This is a genomic window from Streptomyces sp. NPDC048172, assembly GCF_043202595.1.
Classification (GTDB): domain Bacteria; phylum Actinomycetota; class Actinomycetes; order Streptomycetales; family Streptomycetaceae; genus Streptomyces.
Genome location: NZ_JBIDAT010000003.1, coordinates 794,616 through 809,991, shown reverse-complemented (window position 1 = coordinate 809,991; position 15,376 = coordinate 794,616). Strand labels below are relative to the sequence as shown.

16 protein-coding genes and 2 pseudogenes are annotated in these 15,376 nt (G+C 71.6%); 12 read left to right on the top strand and 6 right to left on the bottom strand.

The window, feature by feature from the left end; genetic code table 11:
* Window position 1: 1 nt before the first annotated feature.
* Window positions 2-223 carry a DUF2180 family protein gene (locus ACGF3A_RS17080; RefSeq protein ID WP_393730411.1) on the top strand — a complete coding sequence of 74 codons (222 nt, stop codon included), beginning with the start codon at window positions 2-4 and terminating at the stop codon, window positions 221-223.
* On the top strand, window positions 220-1,290 hold the full coding sequence (locus tag ACGF3A_RS17075) for an ArsO family NAD(P)H-dependent flavin-containing monooxygenase (RefSeq protein ID WP_393730409.1): 1,071 nt from the start codon (window positions 220-222) through the stop codon (window positions 1,288-1,290). The genes ACGF3A_RS17080 and ACGF3A_RS17075 overlap by 4 nt, the downstream gene beginning before the upstream one ends.
* A gap of 339 nt (window positions 1,291-1,629) precedes the next feature.
* On the opposite strand, the gene ACGF3A_RS17070 is transcribed toward ACGF3A_RS17075, so the two are convergent.
* The 5 genes and pseudogenes from ACGF3A_RS17070 to ACGF3A_RS17050 all read right to left on the bottom strand — a co-directional run bounded on the left by ACGF3A_RS17070 (window position 1,630) and on the right by ACGF3A_RS17050 (window position 4,459).
* Window positions 1,630-2,106 carry a GNAT family N-acetyltransferase gene (locus ACGF3A_RS17070; protein WP_393730726.1) on the bottom strand — a complete coding sequence of 159 codons (477 nt, stop codon included), beginning with the start codon at window positions 2,104-2,106 and terminating at the stop codon, window positions 1,630-1,632.
* 111 nt (window positions 2,107-2,217) lie between these two features.
* Window positions 2,218-2,874: pseudogene (locus ACGF3A_RS17065) on the bottom strand (methyltransferase domain-containing protein); the annotation flags it as partial.
* The gene (locus ACGF3A_RS17060) at window positions 2,871-3,203 is read right to left on the bottom strand and encodes an ArsR/SmtB family transcription factor (RefSeq protein WP_393730408.1); all 333 of its coding nucleotides are present in this window, start codon (window positions 3,201-3,203) and stop codon (window positions 2,871-2,873) included. The pseudogene ACGF3A_RS17065 and the gene ACGF3A_RS17060, both read right to left, overlap by 4 nt.
* Before the next feature lie 85 nt (window positions 3,204-3,288).
* Window positions 3,289-4,035: a TIGR02391 family protein gene (locus ACGF3A_RS17055; RefSeq protein ID WP_393730406.1), complete on the bottom strand. Its 747-nt coding sequence runs from the start codon at window positions 4,033-4,035 to the stop codon at window positions 3,289-3,291.
* 64 nt (window positions 4,036-4,099) lie between these two features.
* Window positions 4,100-4,459, bottom strand: coding sequence for an ArsR/SmtB family transcription factor (locus ACGF3A_RS17050; protein WP_393730404.1), 360 nt, complete (start codon window positions 4,457-4,459; stop codon window positions 4,100-4,102).
* Between the two features lie 89 nt (window positions 4,460-4,548).
* Here ACGF3A_RS17050 and ACGF3A_RS17045 point away from each other — a divergent pair, with 89 nt between their 5' ends.
* The 5 genes from ACGF3A_RS17045 to ACGF3A_RS17025 are packed head-to-tail and all read left to right on the top strand — an operon-like array spanning window position 4,549 to window position 8,667.
* The gene (locus ACGF3A_RS17045; RefSeq protein ID WP_393730403.1) at window positions 4,549-5,916 is read left to right on the top strand and encodes an FAD-dependent oxidoreductase; all 1,368 of its coding nucleotides are present in this window, start codon (window positions 4,549-4,551) and stop codon (window positions 5,914-5,916) included.
* Between the two features lie 7 nt (window positions 5,917-5,923).
* Window positions 5,924-7,144 (top strand): MFS transporter, encoded by a 1,221-nt coding sequence (locus ACGF3A_RS17040; protein ID WP_393730401.1) that lies wholly within the window; start codon window positions 5,924-5,926, stop codon window positions 7,142-7,144.
* Between the two features lie 26 nt (window positions 7,145-7,170).
* Window positions 7,171-7,413 carry a hypothetical protein gene (locus tag ACGF3A_RS17035; RefSeq protein ID WP_393730399.1) on the top strand — a complete coding sequence of 81 codons (243 nt, stop codon included), beginning with the start codon at window positions 7,171-7,173 and terminating at the stop codon, window positions 7,411-7,413.
* Entirely contained in the window at window positions 7,410-7,688 is a 279-nt protein-coding gene (locus ACGF3A_RS17030) for a LexA family protein (protein ID WP_393730397.1), read from the top strand. Before ACGF3A_RS17035 ends, ACGF3A_RS17030 begins: the two co-directional genes overlap by 4 nt.
* Window positions 7,689-7,746: 58 nt before the next feature.
* Window positions 7,747-8,667 (top strand): DUF5655 domain-containing protein, encoded by a 921-nt coding sequence (locus ACGF3A_RS17025; protein ID WP_393730395.1) that lies wholly within the window; start codon window positions 7,747-7,749, stop codon window positions 8,665-8,667.
* Between the two features lie 87 nt (window positions 8,668-8,754).
* Here the strand turns inward: ACGF3A_RS17025 and ACGF3A_RS17020 are convergent, their stop codons facing one another.
* Entirely contained in the window at window positions 8,755-9,504 is a 750-nt protein-coding gene (locus ACGF3A_RS17020; RefSeq protein ID WP_393730393.1) for a DNA-methyltransferase, read from the bottom strand.
* A 665-nt stretch (window positions 9,505-10,169) separates the two neighbouring features.
* On the opposite strand from ACGF3A_RS17020, the pseudogene ACGF3A_RS17015 reads away from it, so the two are divergent.
* The 5 genes and pseudogenes from ACGF3A_RS17015 to ACGF3A_RS16995 all read left to right on the top strand — a co-directional run bounded on the left by ACGF3A_RS17015 (window position 10,170) and on the right by ACGF3A_RS16995 (window position 15,349).
* Window positions 10,170-11,250 (top strand): annotated as a pseudogene (locus tag ACGF3A_RS17015) (C40 family peptidase).
* A gap of 97 nt (window positions 11,251-11,347) precedes the next feature.
* Window positions 11,348-11,656, top strand: coding sequence for a DUF6112 family protein (locus ACGF3A_RS17010; RefSeq protein ID WP_393730391.1), 309 nt, complete (start codon window positions 11,348-11,350; stop codon window positions 11,654-11,656).
* The gene (locus ACGF3A_RS17005; protein WP_393730389.1) at window positions 11,656-12,342 is read left to right on the top strand and encodes a hypothetical protein; all 687 of its coding nucleotides are present in this window, start codon (window positions 11,656-11,658) and stop codon (window positions 12,340-12,342) included. The genes ACGF3A_RS17010 and ACGF3A_RS17005 overlap by 1 nt, the downstream gene beginning before the upstream one ends.
* Window positions 12,343-12,396: 54 nt before the next feature.
* Window positions 12,397-13,782 carry an ATP-binding protein gene (locus ACGF3A_RS17000; RefSeq protein WP_393730387.1) on the top strand — a complete coding sequence of 462 codons (1,386 nt, stop codon included), beginning with the start codon at window positions 12,397-12,399 and terminating at the stop codon, window positions 13,780-13,782.
* 94 nt (window positions 13,783-13,876) lie between these two features.
* Entirely contained in the window at window positions 13,877-15,349 is a 1,473-nt protein-coding gene (locus ACGF3A_RS16995; protein ID WP_393730385.1) for an SCO6880 family protein, read from the top strand.
* Window positions 15,350-15,376: the final 27 nt, after the last annotated feature.

Below are 15,376 nucleotides of genomic sequence, written 5' to 3'. Positions count from 1 at the left end.
CATGCGCTGTCTGGAGTGCCGCGAGCAGAAGAACCAGCGGGACGCGATCGGTGTGTGCCAGAGCTGCGGCGCGGCCGTATGCGCGAGCCACGCCGTGATCGGCACCCGCCGCGTACGCCGGGGCCCGCGCTTCGGCTCGCCGGACGAGGCCGAGGTCCGCAAGGTGCAGTGCGGCGCCTGCGGGGCCCTCCACGCCCCCGTTCCCGGGACCGTGTCCTGGTGAACGGACCGTACGACACGGTGGTGGTGGGCGGTGGTCAGGCGGGCCTGGCCGCCGCCTTCCACCTGCGCCGCGCCGGGCTCGACTTCGCCGTCCTGGACGCGCAGGAGCAGCCGGGCGGCGCGTGGGGGCACATGTGGGACTCCCTCCACCTGTTCTCCCCGGCCGCCTACTCCTCGCTGCCCGGCCGCCCCATGCCCGTACAGCCTGGTCAGCCCTACCCCGAGGCCGCCCACGCGGTCCGCTACCTGGCCGAATACGAGCAGCGCTACGACCTGCCCGTCCGCCGACCTGTCACCGTCGGCGCCGTGCACCGGGACGGTGATCTGCTGCGTGTGGAGAGCGACTCGGGCTCCTGGTTCGCGCGTACGGTCATCAGCGCGACGGGGACCTGGTGGCGCCCGTTCTGGCCCGCCGTGCCCGGCCGCGAGATCTTCACCGGACGCCAGCTCCACACCACCGGCTACCGCTCCCCCAAGGACTTCGCCGATCAGCGGGCCGTGGTGGTCGGCGGCGGCAACTCCGGCGCGCAGATCGCCGCCGACCTCGCCCTCGCCGCGTCCGCGCACGGCATCGAGCCGACCTGGGCAACGCGGCGCCCGCCGCGCTTCCTGCCCGACGACATTGACGGCCGTGCCCTCTTCGACGCCGCCACCGCCCGCCGCCGCGCACTGGAGGCCGGACGGGAGGACACCGGCGGCGTGGCCGCGCTCGGCGACGTCGTCGCCGTACCGCCGGTCCGCGACGCGCGCGACCGCGGACTGCTCGAACCGCGCCCGATGTTCACGCGCCTGGAGCCGAACGGGCCGGTGTGGAGCGACGGTTCACGCACCGCGGCCGACGCGGTCATCTGGGCGACCGGTTTCCGTCCCGCACTCGCCCACCTGGCCCCGCTCTCCCTGCGCGGCACCCGCGGGCACATCGCCACCGAGGGCACCCGCGCGCTCGACGAGCCCCGCCTTCACCTGCTCGGCTACGGCGACTGGACCGGCCCGGCCTCCGCCACCCTCATCGGCGTCGGCCGCCCCGCCCGCGACGCCGTACGGGAAATCACCGCGCTGCTCGGCTGAACGCCCGCCTCACACAGCCGGACGGCGGTCCTCGACCGACCAGCCGTCCGGCAACTCGCGGCGCAGGGAAGCCAGCGCGGTGTCCGCCCGCCGGACGAACCGCGCCCGTTCCTCCGCAGGCCAGGGCGAGGGGGCGGGCGGATAGTCCCAATGGATGGAGGACTGGTACCACTCACACAGCCGGGACAGTTCAGCCCGGAGTGTCTCGCTGATCGGCAGTAGCTCCAGCTCGCAAGGCGATCCGTACGGACTGTCGACATCATCCGGCCACAGCGGGGTGTGCGGGACTCCTGCCTCGAAGAAGTACCTGAGATGCCCGCCCACGCTCCACCCCCGGCCTCAGTCGACCAGCGGGCTACGGCGCTCGATGAGCACCGTGTCCCGCCACACGCCGCGCTGCCGCGCAATCCGCTCCCGCCGCCCGACCTGCCGGAACCCGGCCCGCTCGTGCAGCACCAGGCTCGCGGTGTTCTCCGGGAACACGCTGGACTGCACCGTCCAGACCCCGGCCGCCTCGGTCGAGGCCACCAGCGCCTCCACCAGCGCACGGGCCACCCCCTTGCCGCGCGCGGCCGGGTCCACGTAGACGGAGTGCTCGACCACCCCCGCGTACGCCGCCCGCGCCGAGGCCGGCCCGGCCGCGACCCACCCGACGACCTCACGGCTGTCCTCCTCGACGGCCACGTACCGGTGCAGGGCCAGTTTCGCCGTATCGAACGCCTCCCATGACGGGGCTTCGGTCTCGAAGGTCGCCTCCCCCTCCTCGATCCCCGCCCGGTACAGCTCCAGCACGCGCTGTGCGTCCGCTTCCCGCATCGGCCGCAGCACGAAACCAGCAGGGGCGGCAGGCTTGACCGCCTGGACCATCGCCGAGTACATCCCGGAACCCGCCTCCACGGTCGGCGTCACGCGCACCTGGGTGAAGCCGGCAGCCAGGAGCCGTACGCGGTACTCGTCGGCAGTCAGCGTGCCCCCGGTGCAGCCCACGTGCTCCTCGGCCGCTACCCGTTCGTCCGGGGCGAGGCCCGGCTCGGCGAGTACGTCGCTCACCCCGAACCGCCCGCCGGGCCGCAGCACGCGGTACGCCTCGGCCAGCACTCGCGGCTTGTCGGTAGACAGGCTGAGCACACAGTTGGAGATCACCACGTCCACCAGCCCGTCGGTCAGCGGGATCTCCTCGATACGCCCGTGCAGGAAGCGGACGTTGGCCACGCCCGCCTCGCGCGCGTGCTCCTCGGCCAACCCGACCATCTCCGCCGTCGCATCCAGCCCATAGACGAATCCGTCGGGGCCGACGCGACGCGCCGATAGCAGCACGTCGATGCCGCCGCCTGAGCCCAGATCCAGCACCGTCTCGCCCGGCGCCAGTTCGGCCACCGCCGTGGGGTTGCCGCACCCCAGGCTGGCGCGCACCGCCCCCTCGGGGAGTACGGCGGTCTCGTCCTCGTATCCGGCGGACCCGAAGCACCCTGCATCGAACGCGTCCTGGCCGCAGTCGACGATCCGCTCTCCGGCACGGGCGGCGCGGGCCAGACCGGCGTATCGACGGACGATCTCTTCGGGAGACGTAGCGGACTGGCTCATCGCGTGCACTCCTTGCCCGGTGGTACGGATGCGGCCTGCCCCATCACTACGTCGGCGGCGGAGGGGAAGGCGCGCACGCACTCCTCGTTGATCCGATAGTGGCTCGCGGTCCCCACCCGCTCCACGAGCACGAAGCCCACCTCAGCGAGCTGCTTGAGGTGCTGGGAGACGGTCGACTGACCGACCCCCATCAGCTCGACGATCTCCCCGACCGTCATCTTCCGCCCGCAGCGGGCGAGCAGCGAGACAATCTGGATCCGGGTCGCATCGGCCAGCACCTTGAACCAGGAGGCGTACTCCTCGGCGGTGGGACGGGTGAGTGGCTGCACGGTATTCATCGTTCATCGACGATAAACGATGAAGCAAGCGAGGAGAAGAGCCCGACCCGTATTCAAGCCGATCCGGAGACCAACATCAGGCAGTGGCCAGCTCGGCCTTCTCAACCCAGCGAGCGAGCACACTGAACGCCGCGAGCTGCTCAAGGGCCTCGTGCTCCGGCAATTCAGGCTGGCCGTCCTCATGACTGTTGGGGTTGCGGATACCCGCATAACAGCCCTCGGCGAAGGCCATCGCTCCCCGGTGAACGCTCCGGTATGTCTCGCTGCCGTCATCGTCCATCAGCCTGAGCCGAGGTTGTCCCGGCTTCGGCGGCTCGACGCTGAAGATCTGCTGGAAGAGCTTGACTTCGCTCAAGTTCCGGCGGCCCACCTTGTTCTGCGTCTCCGCATTGACCTTGCGGGCCGCTGCCGTGACCGCTTCACGGAAGTGGCCACTGCTCCATAGAGCCCTGGCCCCCTCCCACGCCCACGAATGCATCGCCCCAGCGCTGACCTGCGGCGCGTCATCGCCCAAGTGCTGCCGCACTTCCGCGTCACACACGAGTGCGGCGTCCGCCCGCTGTGCCGCCTCCCGATGCTGGCACCAACGATTCACGCTCTTGTTCCTGTCAGCGGGAACTTCGGTCCGCCACTGCGGCAAGACACGGTCCAGGATCTGCTCGACCACGTGCGCACTCGCGATGATCGCCTCGTCACTGCCGCGATTCATCCGGTGCGTGAACCCCACCATCGTGACCCCCGGAGGGTCAGCGGGGCGATACAACTCAGTAAGGGACAGAAACTCGGCTAACTGGTCACGGACCCAGGGGATATCAATACTCATGCCATGAATTAAACCCCCAGTCGGCGGGCACGAAATCTGTTCGCGAGCAGGCTCCTGGAGCCGGTCAGCGCGTGATCGCACCCATCCGCGCCAGCACACCAGGGGCGACGCGGTAGTAGACCCACGTCCCGCGCCGCTCGGAGAGGACAAGGCCCGCGTCGCGGAGTTTCTTGAGGTGGTGGGAGACGGTGGGCTGACCGACCCCGAGATCGCCGAGGTCGCACACGCACACCTCGCCTTCCGGGTGCGCGGCGACCCGATTGAAGAGCAGCACCCGGATCGGCTCACCGAGGGCCTTGAACATCGTGGCCATCGTCTGCGCGTCCTCGGCCGACAGGTCCGGCGCAGTCAGCGGCGGACAGCAGGGCACGGCGTCCTCGGCGCTGTCCGGCTCGACGACGGGGAGATCCTTCAGCTTCGACATAGCTCCATATTGACACCTATCGATTCAGAGTGCCAGACTCGGCCTCGCTACATCGACAGATTTCAAATCAGAAATGAGGGGGCAGCCCCATGTCCGAGCAGCAGCCCGCCCACCCCACGCTTCCTGTCGCGGTCATCGGCGCCGGACCCGTCGGCCTGGCCACCGCCGCCCACCTGCTGGAACGCGACATCGAACCCCTCGTCCTGGAGGCCGGGCCGGACGCGGGAGCGGCCGTACGGGAATGGGGGCACGTGCGGCTCTTCTCCACCTGGGAGGAGGTGATCGCCCCCGCCGCCGAGAAGCTCCTCGCCCCGACCGGCTGGGAGCGGCCCGACGGACGTACGTACCCCTCGGGCGCCGACTGGGCCGACCGCTACCTCCAGCCCCTAGCCGATTCGCTCGACGAGCACGTGCGCTACGGCGTCCGCGTCACCGGCGTCTCCCGTGCCGGGCGCGACCGCGTGGTCGACGCCGGGCGCGAGGAGCAGCCCTTCACCCTGCACCTGACCACCGCCGACGGCCGTGAGGAGCGCATCCTCGCCCGCGCCGTCGTCGACGCCTCCGGCACCTGGTCCATCCCCAACCCGCTGGGCGGCGACGGCCTCCCGGCCCTCGGGGAGCGGGCCGCGGCCGACCGGATCTCCTACCGGGTCCCGGACCTGAACGACCCGGCCGTACGCGCCCGTTACGCGGGCCGCCGTACCGCCGTGGTCGGCTCCGGCGCCTCCGCGTTCACCGTGCTGGCCGCCCTCGCCGCCCTGGCCGGGGAGGAGCCGGGCACGCACGCCGCCTGGGTGCTGCGGCGCGGCATCGGCAGCGACACGTTCGGCGGCGAGGCCGACCAGCTCCCCGCGCGCGGCGCGCTCGGCCTGCGCGCCAAGGCCGCAGTGGAAGACGGTTACGCCACCGCCGTCACCGGCTTCCGCACCCAGGCGATCGAACGCGACGGCGACCGGCTCACCCTGGTCGCCGACGACGACCGCCGCCTCGAACCCGTCGACGAGATCATCGCGCTCACCGGCCTGCGCCCCGACCTTTCCTTCCTGGACGAGCTGCGCCTCGGCCTCGACACGCGCCTCCAGGCCCCGACCGCCGTGGCGCCCCTCATCGACCCCAACGTCCACTCCTGCGGCACCGTCTACCCCCACGGCGCCAAGGAGCTGGCCCACCCCGAGCCCGACGTATACCTGCTCGGCATGAAGAGCTACGGCCGCGCGCCCACCTTCCTCGCCCAGACCGGGTACGAGCAGGCCCGCTCCGTCGCCGCCGCCCTCGCCGGGGACCACGAGGCCGCCGCCCGCGTCGAGTTGATCCTCGCCGAGACCGGAGTCTGCGGCGGCTCCGGCCTCTTCGACGAACCCGACACCGCTGAGAACGAGGGCGGAGGCTGCTGCGCCGCCCCGGCAACCGTCCAGATCGGCGCCGCCCCGACCACCGCGGCGGGCGGCGGCTGCTAGCCCGGCGATGCCGCGCCATGAGACAGGTGCGCAGGCCGCGACCAAGGCCGGGGACGGTATCCGGTCGCGGCCCCGCGCCGCGCTCCCGGCCCTGTGCGTCACCCAGATCACGAGCTGGGGCATCCTCTACTACGCCTTCCCCGTCCTCCTCCCCCGCCTGAGCGAGGACACCGGCTGGTCCACCACCGCCGCCACCGCCGCCTTCTCCGCGGCCCTGCTCGTCTCCGCGCTGGCCGGGATCCCCCTCGGCCGCGTCCTCGACCGGCGCGGCCCACGCGCCGTCATGACCGCCGGATCCGCCCTCGGTACGGCGTGCGTGCTGGCCGTCGCCACCGCACCCACCCTCCCCGTCTTCGTCGCCGCCTGGCTGTGTACGGGCGTCGCGATGGCTGCCACCTTCTACCCGCCCGCCTTCGCGGCCCTCACCCGCTGGTGGGGCCCCGACCGGGTCCGCGCCCTGACGATCGTCACCCTCGCGGGCGGACTGGCCAGCACCCTCTTCGCCCCGCTCTCCGCTGCGCTCGCTGAGCACCTCGGCTGGCGGGGGACGTACATCGTGCTTGCCGCCGTACTCGCCCTCGTCACCGTCCCCGCCCACGCCCTGGCGCTGCGCGCCCCCTGGCCCCCGGCACCGGCCCCCGTTTCTGGGCCGGTCGAGCACCGCCGCACGCCCGTCGCCCGTACCGGCCCGTTCCTGATGCTCGCCGCCGCGATGACGCTCTCCGCGCTCACCGTCCACGCCGTTGTCATCGGGGTGGTCCCCCTCATGACCGAACGCGGCGCCACCCCGACCCAGGCCGCCTGGGCCCTCGGGCTCGGCGGCCTCGGCCAGACCCTCGGCCGCCTCGGCTACGCCCCGCTCGCGCGCCGTACCGGCGCCACCGCGCGCACGGTCACCCTGATCGCCGCCGGAGGCGTCACCACCACGGCACTCGCCCTGGTCCCCGGCCCGATACCCGTCCTGGTCGCGCTGTCCGTCGTCGCGGGCATGGTGCGCGGCAACCTCACACTGCTCCAGGCCACCGCCGTCACCGACCGCTGGGGCACCCGGCACTACGGCCGCCTCACCGGACTCCTCAGCGCCCCGATCACCCTCGCCACCGGCCTCGCCCCCTTCACCGCCACCGCCCTCGCCGGGCCGCTCGGCGGACACACCCACCTCTTCCTCGCCCTCGCGACCCTCTCCTTCACCGGAGCCGTCCTGGCCCTCAGAGCGAATGACACATAAATCGAACACGTGGTTGAATTCAGGCCATGATGTCCGAGCACTTCCCCCAGGACCTCATCGAGCTGCAGCGAGCCCGGAACCGCGTGTACGCGGAGCTGGCGCAGCGTCCGCGCGATGCCACGGCGGTGCGTCGCCGGTTGTTGTGGCTGGAGGCCCGGGTCTTCTGGCACCCCCGCTTCGATGCTGCGGCCGGAGGCGACCCGGTGACCCGTGCCGAGCTGCGCAGGCGGGCTCGGGAGAGTGCCGACCGAGGCGGGGTGGCCGGATGAGCGAGCTATCCGGTCAGCAGGAACGGATTCTGCGGGCGGCGCGTGGGTTCGTGGCCGAGCGTGGGGTGCATCCGACGATGCGCGAGTTGGCCGATGCTGTCGGTCTGTCGAGCACGTCGACGGTCGCGTATCACCTGCGCCGGATGCGGGAGGTGGGTCCTGTCGTGGAGACGCGCGGCCGGTCGCTCAGGCCGTGCCCGTTGTGCGGCGCAGAAGCCCTTCCGGCAGAGGACCACTTCGAGCGTGCCGGTCCTGCCTCGACGGAGGAGGAATAATCCGGTAGCGGCTGCGATTCTCGCCTGGCAGTGATCGTGCCGGAGCGGGGAGGAGCGCATGGGCGACCTGAAGGTCTTCCGGGTCAGAGGTGGCCGGGCGACGGAGATTCCGGGGGCGTCGGTCGCGGTGGAGCGGGAGCTGCAGTCGCTGATCGAGGCCAATATGGAGGCGATGCTCGGGATCCGGTTTCTGGCCTCGGAGTACCGGACGGGTCGGCATCGGGGGCGGGTGGATTCGCTCGGGCTGGATGAGAGCGGTACTCCGGTGATCGTCGAGTACAAGCGGTCGCGGGATCAGAACGTGATCAATCAGGCGCTGTCGTATCTGGTGTGGTTGCGGGATCACCATCACGAGTTCGAGCGGCTGGTCGCCGACCGGATCGGTCCGGAGGCGGCCGGGGCGGTGGACTGGAGCAATCCGCGGGTGGTGTGCGTGGCCGGGGAGTTCACGTATCACGACACGGTGGCGGTGGAGGAGATCGGCCGTCGCATCGACCTGGTCTCCTACCGGGTCTTCGACGACGTCCTCACGCTGCGGCTGATCGCGTCCGTCGCAGGGGCCGGGGGGACTTCCTCGCGGGCGAAGGCTTCGACTACGGCGAAGGCGGCCGGGCCGGGGTCGGCGGTGAGTGTGCAGCAGCAGCGACTGGAGGGGGCCTCGGCGAAGGTGCGGGAGCTGTTCGTCACGGTCGATGAGCGGCTGCTGGTGCCGGAGGGGGCTCGGGTGGAGCCGCAGCAGCATTACCTGAGCTACCGGCGGTTGAAGAACTTCGCCTCGGTGCGGGTGCTGCCGCGCAAGGAGGTCGTCGCGGTGAACCTGAAGCTGGATCCGGCGACGGTGGAGCTGGAGGAGGGCTTCACCCGGGACGTGACGCAGATCGGCTGCCTGGGGATCTCGGGCGTCGAGGTGAGCCTGCGCTCGCTCGCGGATCTGGAGCGCGCCGAGGACTTGATCCTGCGGAGCATCGCGGCCTCCTGACCACCTCGGACGAAGGGGCGGTCGCGCACCCGTTGCGGTGTGCGACCGCCCCTTCGCGTGTTCTGCCGTCCTGGCCCGCCGCCCGGGTCACTCCTCGGGTCCGGCGAGGTCGAAGTCGTCCTGGGTCAGAGCGCCCGCCAGGCGCTGTTCGGCAACGTTGGCGTAGTGGTCGGACAGCTCGATGCCGATGAACTGGCGTCCTTCGCGCAGGGCGGCGACGCCGGTGGAGCCGGATCCGGCGAAGGGGTCGAGGACGGTGCCGGCCTCGGGGCAGATCTTCACCAGTTCCCGCATCACCTCGACGGGCTTCTGGGTGATGTGGACACGGTCCTTGCGGGGCTGGCTCGCGGTGTAGAGGCCGGGGAGGTAGACGGGGTTGCGGTTCGCGTCGACCGGACCCTTGGTTCCCCACACGATGTACTCGCAGGACTGCTTGAGCCGCCCCTTCTGCGGCCGGGAGACCGGCTTGTGCCAAGAAGCGATGCCGCGCCACGTCCATCCCGCCGCCTGCAGCGCGTCCGTAGTCGTGGGCAGTTGCCGCCAGTCGGTGAAGACCAGAGCCGTGCCGGAAGGGACGGTGGCGCGGTAGGACTCGGTCAACAGCAAGGTGAGCCAGTACCCGTAGGAGCGCTGGTCACGGTTCTCGCCGGGGAAGTTGGCGAGCTGGTGCTCGGCGTCCGCGGCGGTGTACTTCGCCTTCGCGGTCCGTCCGGTGCGCTCGGAGCTGGTGCGTCCGCCGGAGTTGTAGGGCGGGTCGGTGATGACGGCGTCGACGCTATTGTCCGGGAGTTCGGACAACACGCTCAGCGCGTCGCCTCGGTGCAGGGTGTAGGGCATTTCAGCGGGCTCTCTCTCGGGGAATTGCGCGCACGCAGCCCCTCGGGAATGGGGGCGTGTGCGGGGAGAAGGCCGGGGCCTCGGGCGTCGGATTCGACGGGCCGAGGGCCGACGTGCACCGGAGGTTAGTCACGGATTCCGGCCGTACCAAGCCGGCGACCGCCTCGTCCTGGAGGCACTCTTCGGCTCGTTTGGTGCGGCCGGAATTCGTCTCTACAGTCTCGGCATGCTCACCGGGCAGGAGGCAACTCCACCCCAGTTGAGCTGTGCTGATGCGTGCTGTCCCGTCCAGGGATGGTGGCGTGGATCGGTGCTCGGTCATGTCTTCGGCTCGGAGTGAGGGTCTTTCCGTATGTGGCGTGTGAGATTACGAGCGCGGCTGGCTGCCGCTCTTCGTTGGAGTGGTCCGGCGGGCAGGCTGTTGATTGCCCGTCCGCCGGGCCGCCCTCTCTCCGAGCGAATTCGGATTCTCGACCGGTGTGGTGCGGGTGGCCTTTTCGACGAGAACGCCCGCACCCCGCCGCCTACGTGCAAGGAGTTGCCGTGCGGCACCCTGAACAACGCCCGGCCCCGGTGCCGGGAACGAAGCCTGGCCCCCGTTCCGTGACGGGTCGGCGCTCGTGAACAAGACGCTGCTGGCCGTGGGTTCGGTGGCGGTGGCGCCGATGCTGCTGATCGCGCCGCTGGCGATGGCCGGTGCGCAGGGCGCCGAGGCGGCCTGTAAAAGATGACGCGGGCGGCGACGTCGACACCACGGCGGTCGCCCAGCAGGTGCGCTCGATCCTGAAGGGCGGCAAGGCGGCCTCCGTGCGCGTGGCCGGGCTGGATGCCCCCAAGGAGCAGATCCCGAACGCGAAGAAGATCCAGGCCACCGGCGTCGCGATGAAGATCCCGCCCAGGGGGCAGGTGGTCGCGCTGGCCACCGCGCTGCAGGAGTCGGGGCTGCGCAACCTCACCTACGGCGACCGGGACAGCCTCGGGCTCTTCCAGCAGCGCCCCTCGCAGGGCTGGGGCACCTCTGCGCAGGTGCGGGATCCGGTGTACGCGTCGACGAAGTTCTACGAGCGCCTCAAGCAGGTCTCGGGCTGGAAGTCGATGACCGTCGCCCAGGCCGCCCAGTCGGTTCAGGCGAGCGGTTTCCCCGACGCGTACGCGAAGTGGGAGCCGCTGGCCACCGCGCTGCACAAGGCGCTCGCCAAGTCCCTCAAGGACGGGACCGGTTCCGGCGGCGACGTCGACAAGGACGATATGCCTGGTGCTCCCGCCGTCGGTGAGTGCGAGGACGGAGACGGCGCACCGGCTGGTCCGATCCCGAAGGGCAAGGTCCCCAAGGGCTACAAGATCCCGGCCTCGGCGCCCCGGCCGGTGCGCAAGGCGATCCGGTGGGGTCTGGGGCAGCTCGGGACGCCGTACCAGTGGGGCGGCTCGTGCGCGGATGCGCACGGCAAGGACCCGATGGGCCGCTGCGACTGCTCCTCGCTGATACAGGCGTCCTACAAGGCCGGCGACATCCAGCTCTCCCGGACCACGTACACCCAGGTCAAGGAGGGCAAGGCGGCCAGTCCTGAGCGGCTGGAGCCGGGGGATCTGCTCTTCACCCGCGGTACGGCCGCCCGGCCCGAGCACGTCGGCATGTACATCGGGCGCGGCCTGATTCTCCAGGCCCCGCGCACCGGCGACGTCACCAAGATCACGCGGCTCGCCGAGTGGCGCTCCACGATCCTCGCCGCGCGCCGCGTCGCCTGACGCACCCCCTCTCCTCTCCTCCCCTCCTTCCCTTCTCCTCTTTCTCTCGCACGACCTCCGGGGCTTTTGCGCACCCGGACTCGAACAGGAGTTCCTCTTGAAGCTCGCGCAGCATCTCCAGTACCTGGCCTACGACCCGGGCGTCTCGCCGAAGGGCGGCGGGCTGCCCGGTCTCGACGTGCTCAAGAAGGTGATCGGCTCGATCAACCTCTTCGGCATCGTGGCGACCGTCGGCGCCCTGGTGCTCTCGGCCGTGATCTGGGCCTGGGGTCATCACTCGGGCGGTCACCAGGCCGAGCAGAACGGGAAGAAGGGCACCACGATCGCCGCAGGCGTTGCCCTGCTCCTCGGGGCGGCGAACGGGATCGTCGCGTTCTTCTCGGCGATGGGGACGCAGGTCCACTGATGCCGACGCTGAAGAAACACTTCGCTTCCTGGCGGGACTCCTCCGGCGAGCCCTCCTCGGTGCTCCACCGTTCGGCGATGATCGGCGTCGTCCTGGCGGTGCTGCTGGGCGTCGCCGGGCTCACCGCCTACCTGACCCGGACCGAGGATCCGCAGCCCCGCGCGAAGGCCCAGCCGAAGTCCACCGCGACGCCCCGCCCCGCCGCGCCGCGTCCGGAAGCCAAGAAGGCCGTTGCCGCGCCGCCGCGCACCAGCGATCCGGTGACGTTCGCGAAGGCCGCGACCGAGGCGCTGTGGACGTATGACGCCCGGCGCTTCTCCCGGACCGAGCATCTGGCCGGGCTCAAGGAGTGGATGACCGGCGAGGAGAAGTACGCCGACTCCGCCTCCGTGAGCGGCGAGGTGCCCGGCAAGGCGCTGTGGTCGCGGATGCGCGACAACCGCCAGCACGCCACGGCGAAGGCGGACGAGGGGCACTTCCCCGAGGCGTTCAAGACCGCCATGTCCCAGGACCCCGGGGCGATCACCGAGGCGTACATCTACGCGGTCACCGTGACCGGCAAGCAGTCCCTGTCCTGGAAGGACGGCGGCACCGGTGCCGAGCCCCGTTCGACCACGCTCGCCGTCCAGTGCCGACCGCATCACGACTGCGCCCTGGTCGGCGTGCTGCCGGAGGTCGCCCCGTGAACGCCATCGCGATGTTGAAGGGGGTGCCCGGTGGGGGCCTGTGATCTTCCCTTGATGAACCAGGTCTGCGGTGCCGTGGGCGGCGTGGCCAGCGAGACCGGCGAGGCCATCACCGAGGGCATCGGCGCCTGGATCGCCAAGTCCATGGGCGAGCTTGCCCAGTCGGCGGCCGACCTGGCGACGCGGGCCGTGGACAAGACCACCGCCGTCGATCTGAACGCCGCCTGGTTCCGGGAGAACTACGAGCTGCTCCTCCCGATCGGGCTCGTGCTGACTGTGGGCACGTTCTGTCTCCAGCTCACCCGCGCCGCCTGGCGCCGGGACGAACGCGCGCTGGCCCAGGCCGCGTTCGGCACGATGATCGGCGTCTTCTTCGCCTTCTCCGCCATCGCCTGCACCACCGTCGCCCTCACCGTGGTCGACGCCCTGTCCGCCGGATTGTTCAAGGCGGCGAACACCTCGGTCGATGGCGCGATCCGCCGCGTGATCAAGGTGAATGAGTTGGGGGCGATGTACGGCCTGGGCTGGGGCGTGCCCGCGATCATCGCGCTGGGCTGCGCGGTCGGGGCGTTCTTGTATTGGGCCGTGATGGTCGCCCGCAAGGTCGGCATCCTGGTCCTGGTCACGCTCGCGGTCTTCGCGGGTGCCGGCGGCGGCTGGGAGGTCGCCAAGCGGTGGCGCAAGGGGTGGATCGAGGCCACCGCCACCCTCATCGTCTCCAAGCTGCTGATGACGATCGTCTTCCTGCTCGGCGTCTCGGCCATGGGCAAGTCGGATTCCGACGGCGGGATGGCGGCCCTCTCGGACGCCATGTCGGGCCTGGTCGTGATGGTCCTCGTCCTGCTCTGCCCGTACGCGACGTACAAGTTCGTGCACTGGGCGGCCGACGGCAGCGGGCAGGATGACCTGCACCGTTCCGGGATGGCCGGAGTCGGTACGGCAACCGGGGCGGCGAAGACCGCGGGCCAGCTCGCGCTGCAGGCCAAGACCGGCGGCGCGGCGCCGCAGGGACCGGCCAAGGTCCCCGGCCAGGGCAAGGACGGCGTGGCCTCCGGCATCGACCCCAGCGGCGGCTCCGGCAGCGGCGGTGCGGGCAAGGCGAAGCAGACCCGCTTCCGCTTCGGCGAGGACCCGGCCGCCCCCGGCGACAAGGGCCGCGCGCTCATCCGCCGTCCCCCGACCGGCGGGGACCGGGGCCAGCCGCTCATCCGCCGCCCGGGGCAGGAATCCGGTCCGGGGTCCGGTTCCGGCGGTGGCGCGCAGGGAGCGCCGGTCTCCTCCGGTCCCGCCGCGCAGGGCGCCTCCGGCGAGCCGACCGGGACGATGCACCGGCCCTCCGCGCCGGGTGGGACATCGCCGTCCAGCGGTCCGCCTCCGCAGGGTGGTGCCACGCCGCAGCGGTGGGTCTATCCCAGCTCACCGCGTGATTCCGGCTCCTAGAGCCCGCCTGTGACGGGGGCGGGCTCCGGCCCCGCCCGGCCGCCCGCCCCCTCCTCTCCCCCTGTTCTCCTCTGCTTGCAAGGACGGCTCCGCCATGCTCTCCGAGACCTCGCCTTCCGACGGTCCGGCCACCGTGAAGTTCCCCTACCGCACGCGCCGTGGCGTGCTGATGGGCCTGTCCGTACCGCAGTTGCTCGGCGTCGCGACCACCGGCCTGCTGCTCCTCGCGGCCCTGCTCACCTCCGGCGTCCTGGGCGCGCTGAAGCTCATCCCGCTGTGGGCCCTGCTGCTCGCGGGCGTCTTCGTCCGGCACCGGGGCCGGTCGCTCGCCGACTGGGCACCCATCGCCCTGCGCTACGTCGCGCGCCGCGCGAAGGGGCAGTTGGTATGGCTGGCCCGGCCCGCCACCCGACCCCGCCGCGAAGGACTGCTGCACCTGCCCGGCACCGCCGCCTCGCTCCGCGTCACCACCGCCCCCGACGGCCGCTTCGGCGCGATTCATGATCCGCACGCGGGCACGCTGACCGCCGTGGTCCGCATCTCCGCCCGCGCGTTCGCGCTGCTCGACCCGGCCGCCCAGGCCGCGAACGTCACCGGCTGGGGCCGCACCCTGGCCGCGCTCGCCCGCACCGGACACGTCGCCCGCGTCCAGGTCCTGGAGCGCACCGTCCCCGACTCCGGCGACGCACTGAACCGGTACTGGAGCGAGCACGGCGACGCCCAGACCCCGCTGGCCGGAGCCGTCTACCGTGACCTGCTGCAGGCCGCCGGACCGGCCGCCGCCCCGCACGAGGCGTACGTCGCGCTCGCCCTGGACATGAAGGCCGCCCGACGGCTGATCAACCAGGGCGGGGGCGGCCTCACCGGCGCCTTCGCCGTGCTGGCCCAGCTCACCTCCACCTTCGACCAGGCCGCCCGCAACGCCGGACTCACCCCCGGCGGCTGGCTGTCCGCCAACGAAGTCGCCGCCGTGATCCGGACCGCCTACGACCCCGCCTCCTGCGCCGCGCTCGACCAGTGGTCCCCCACCGGGCGCCCGCAGGCCGACCCGGCAGCCGCAGGCCCCGTGGTCCTGGTCGAGAAGAGCGACCGCGTCCAGACCGACACCGCGCACCACGCGACGTACTGGATCGAGAACTGGCCCCGGACCGAGACCTCGCCCGGCTTCCTGCACCAGCTCCTGTTCACCTCCGGCGTGCGCCGCACCCTCTCGCTCACCTACACGCCCAAGGGCCTGGACTCCGCGCTCAAGGACGTGCAGCGCAAGAAAGCATCCGTCATCGCGGACGCGGCCGAGCGCCAGCGCAAGGGCCAGGTCGACTCCGAGGAGGACGCCGTCGAGTACGCCGACGTCAAGGAACGCGAACGCCAGCTCATCGCCGGGCACGCCGACGTCGCCGTCACCGGGCTGCTGACCGTCAGCGCCGAATCCGGCGACGACCTCAACTCCGCCTGCGCCGCGATCGAGACCGCAGCCGTGGCCTCCATGACCGACCTACGGCGCCTGACCTGGCAGCAGGCCGAAGCCTTCACCACCGCCGCCCTCCCCCTCGCACGCGCCGCCTGACCGGCACCGCCCCAACCGCTTCGTCCC

What these genes read in the sequence shown, in the direction of transcription:
- ACGF3A_RS17080 (WP_393730411.1), top strand. Translation starts at nt 2, where the DNA reads ATGCGCTGTCTGGAGTGCCGCGAGCAGAAGAACCAGCGGGACGCGATC.
- ACGF3A_RS17070 (WP_393730726.1), bottom strand. Translation starts at nt 2,106, where the DNA reads ATGCGGGAAGCGGACGCACAGCGCGTGCTGGAGCTGTACCGGGCGGGG.
- ACGF3A_RS17055 (WP_393730406.1), bottom strand. Translation starts at nt 4,035, where the DNA reads ATGAGTATTGATATCCCCTGGGTCCGTGACCAGTTAGCCGAGTTTCTG.
- ACGF3A_RS17050 (WP_393730404.1), bottom strand. Translation starts at nt 4,459, where the DNA reads ATGTCGAAGCTGAAGGATCTCCCCGTCGTCGAGCCGGACAGCGCCGAG.
- ACGF3A_RS17045 (WP_393730403.1), top strand. Translation starts at nt 4,549, where the DNA reads ATGTCCGAGCAGCAGCCCGCCCACCCCACGCTTCCTGTCGCGGTCATC.
- ACGF3A_RS17040 (WP_393730401.1), top strand. Translation starts at nt 5,924, where the DNA reads ATGCCGCGCCATGAGACAGGTGCGCAGGCCGCGACCAAGGCCGGGGAC.
- ACGF3A_RS17035 (WP_393730399.1), top strand. Translation starts at nt 7,171, where the DNA reads ATGATGTCCGAGCACTTCCCCCAGGACCTCATCGAGCTGCAGCGAGCC.
- ACGF3A_RS17030 (WP_393730397.1), top strand. Translation starts at nt 7,410, where the DNA reads ATGAGCGAGCTATCCGGTCAGCAGGAACGGATTCTGCGGGCGGCGCGT.
- ACGF3A_RS17025 (WP_393730395.1), top strand. Translation starts at nt 7,747, where the DNA reads ATGGGCGACCTGAAGGTCTTCCGGGTCAGAGGTGGCCGGGCGACGGAG.
- ACGF3A_RS17020 (WP_393730393.1), bottom strand. Translation starts at nt 9,504, where the DNA reads ATGCCCTACACCCTGCACCGAGGCGACGCGCTGAGCGTGTTGTCCGAA.
- ACGF3A_RS17005 (WP_393730389.1), top strand. Translation starts at nt 11,656, where the DNA reads ATGCCGACGCTGAAGAAACACTTCGCTTCCTGGCGGGACTCCTCCGGC.
- ACGF3A_RS17000 (WP_393730387.1), top strand. Translation starts at nt 12,397, where the DNA reads ATGAACCAGGTCTGCGGTGCCGTGGGCGGCGTGGCCAGCGAGACCGGC.
- ACGF3A_RS16995 (WP_393730385.1), top strand. Translation starts at nt 13,877, where the DNA reads ATGCTCTCCGAGACCTCGCCTTCCGACGGTCCGGCCACCGTGAAGTTC.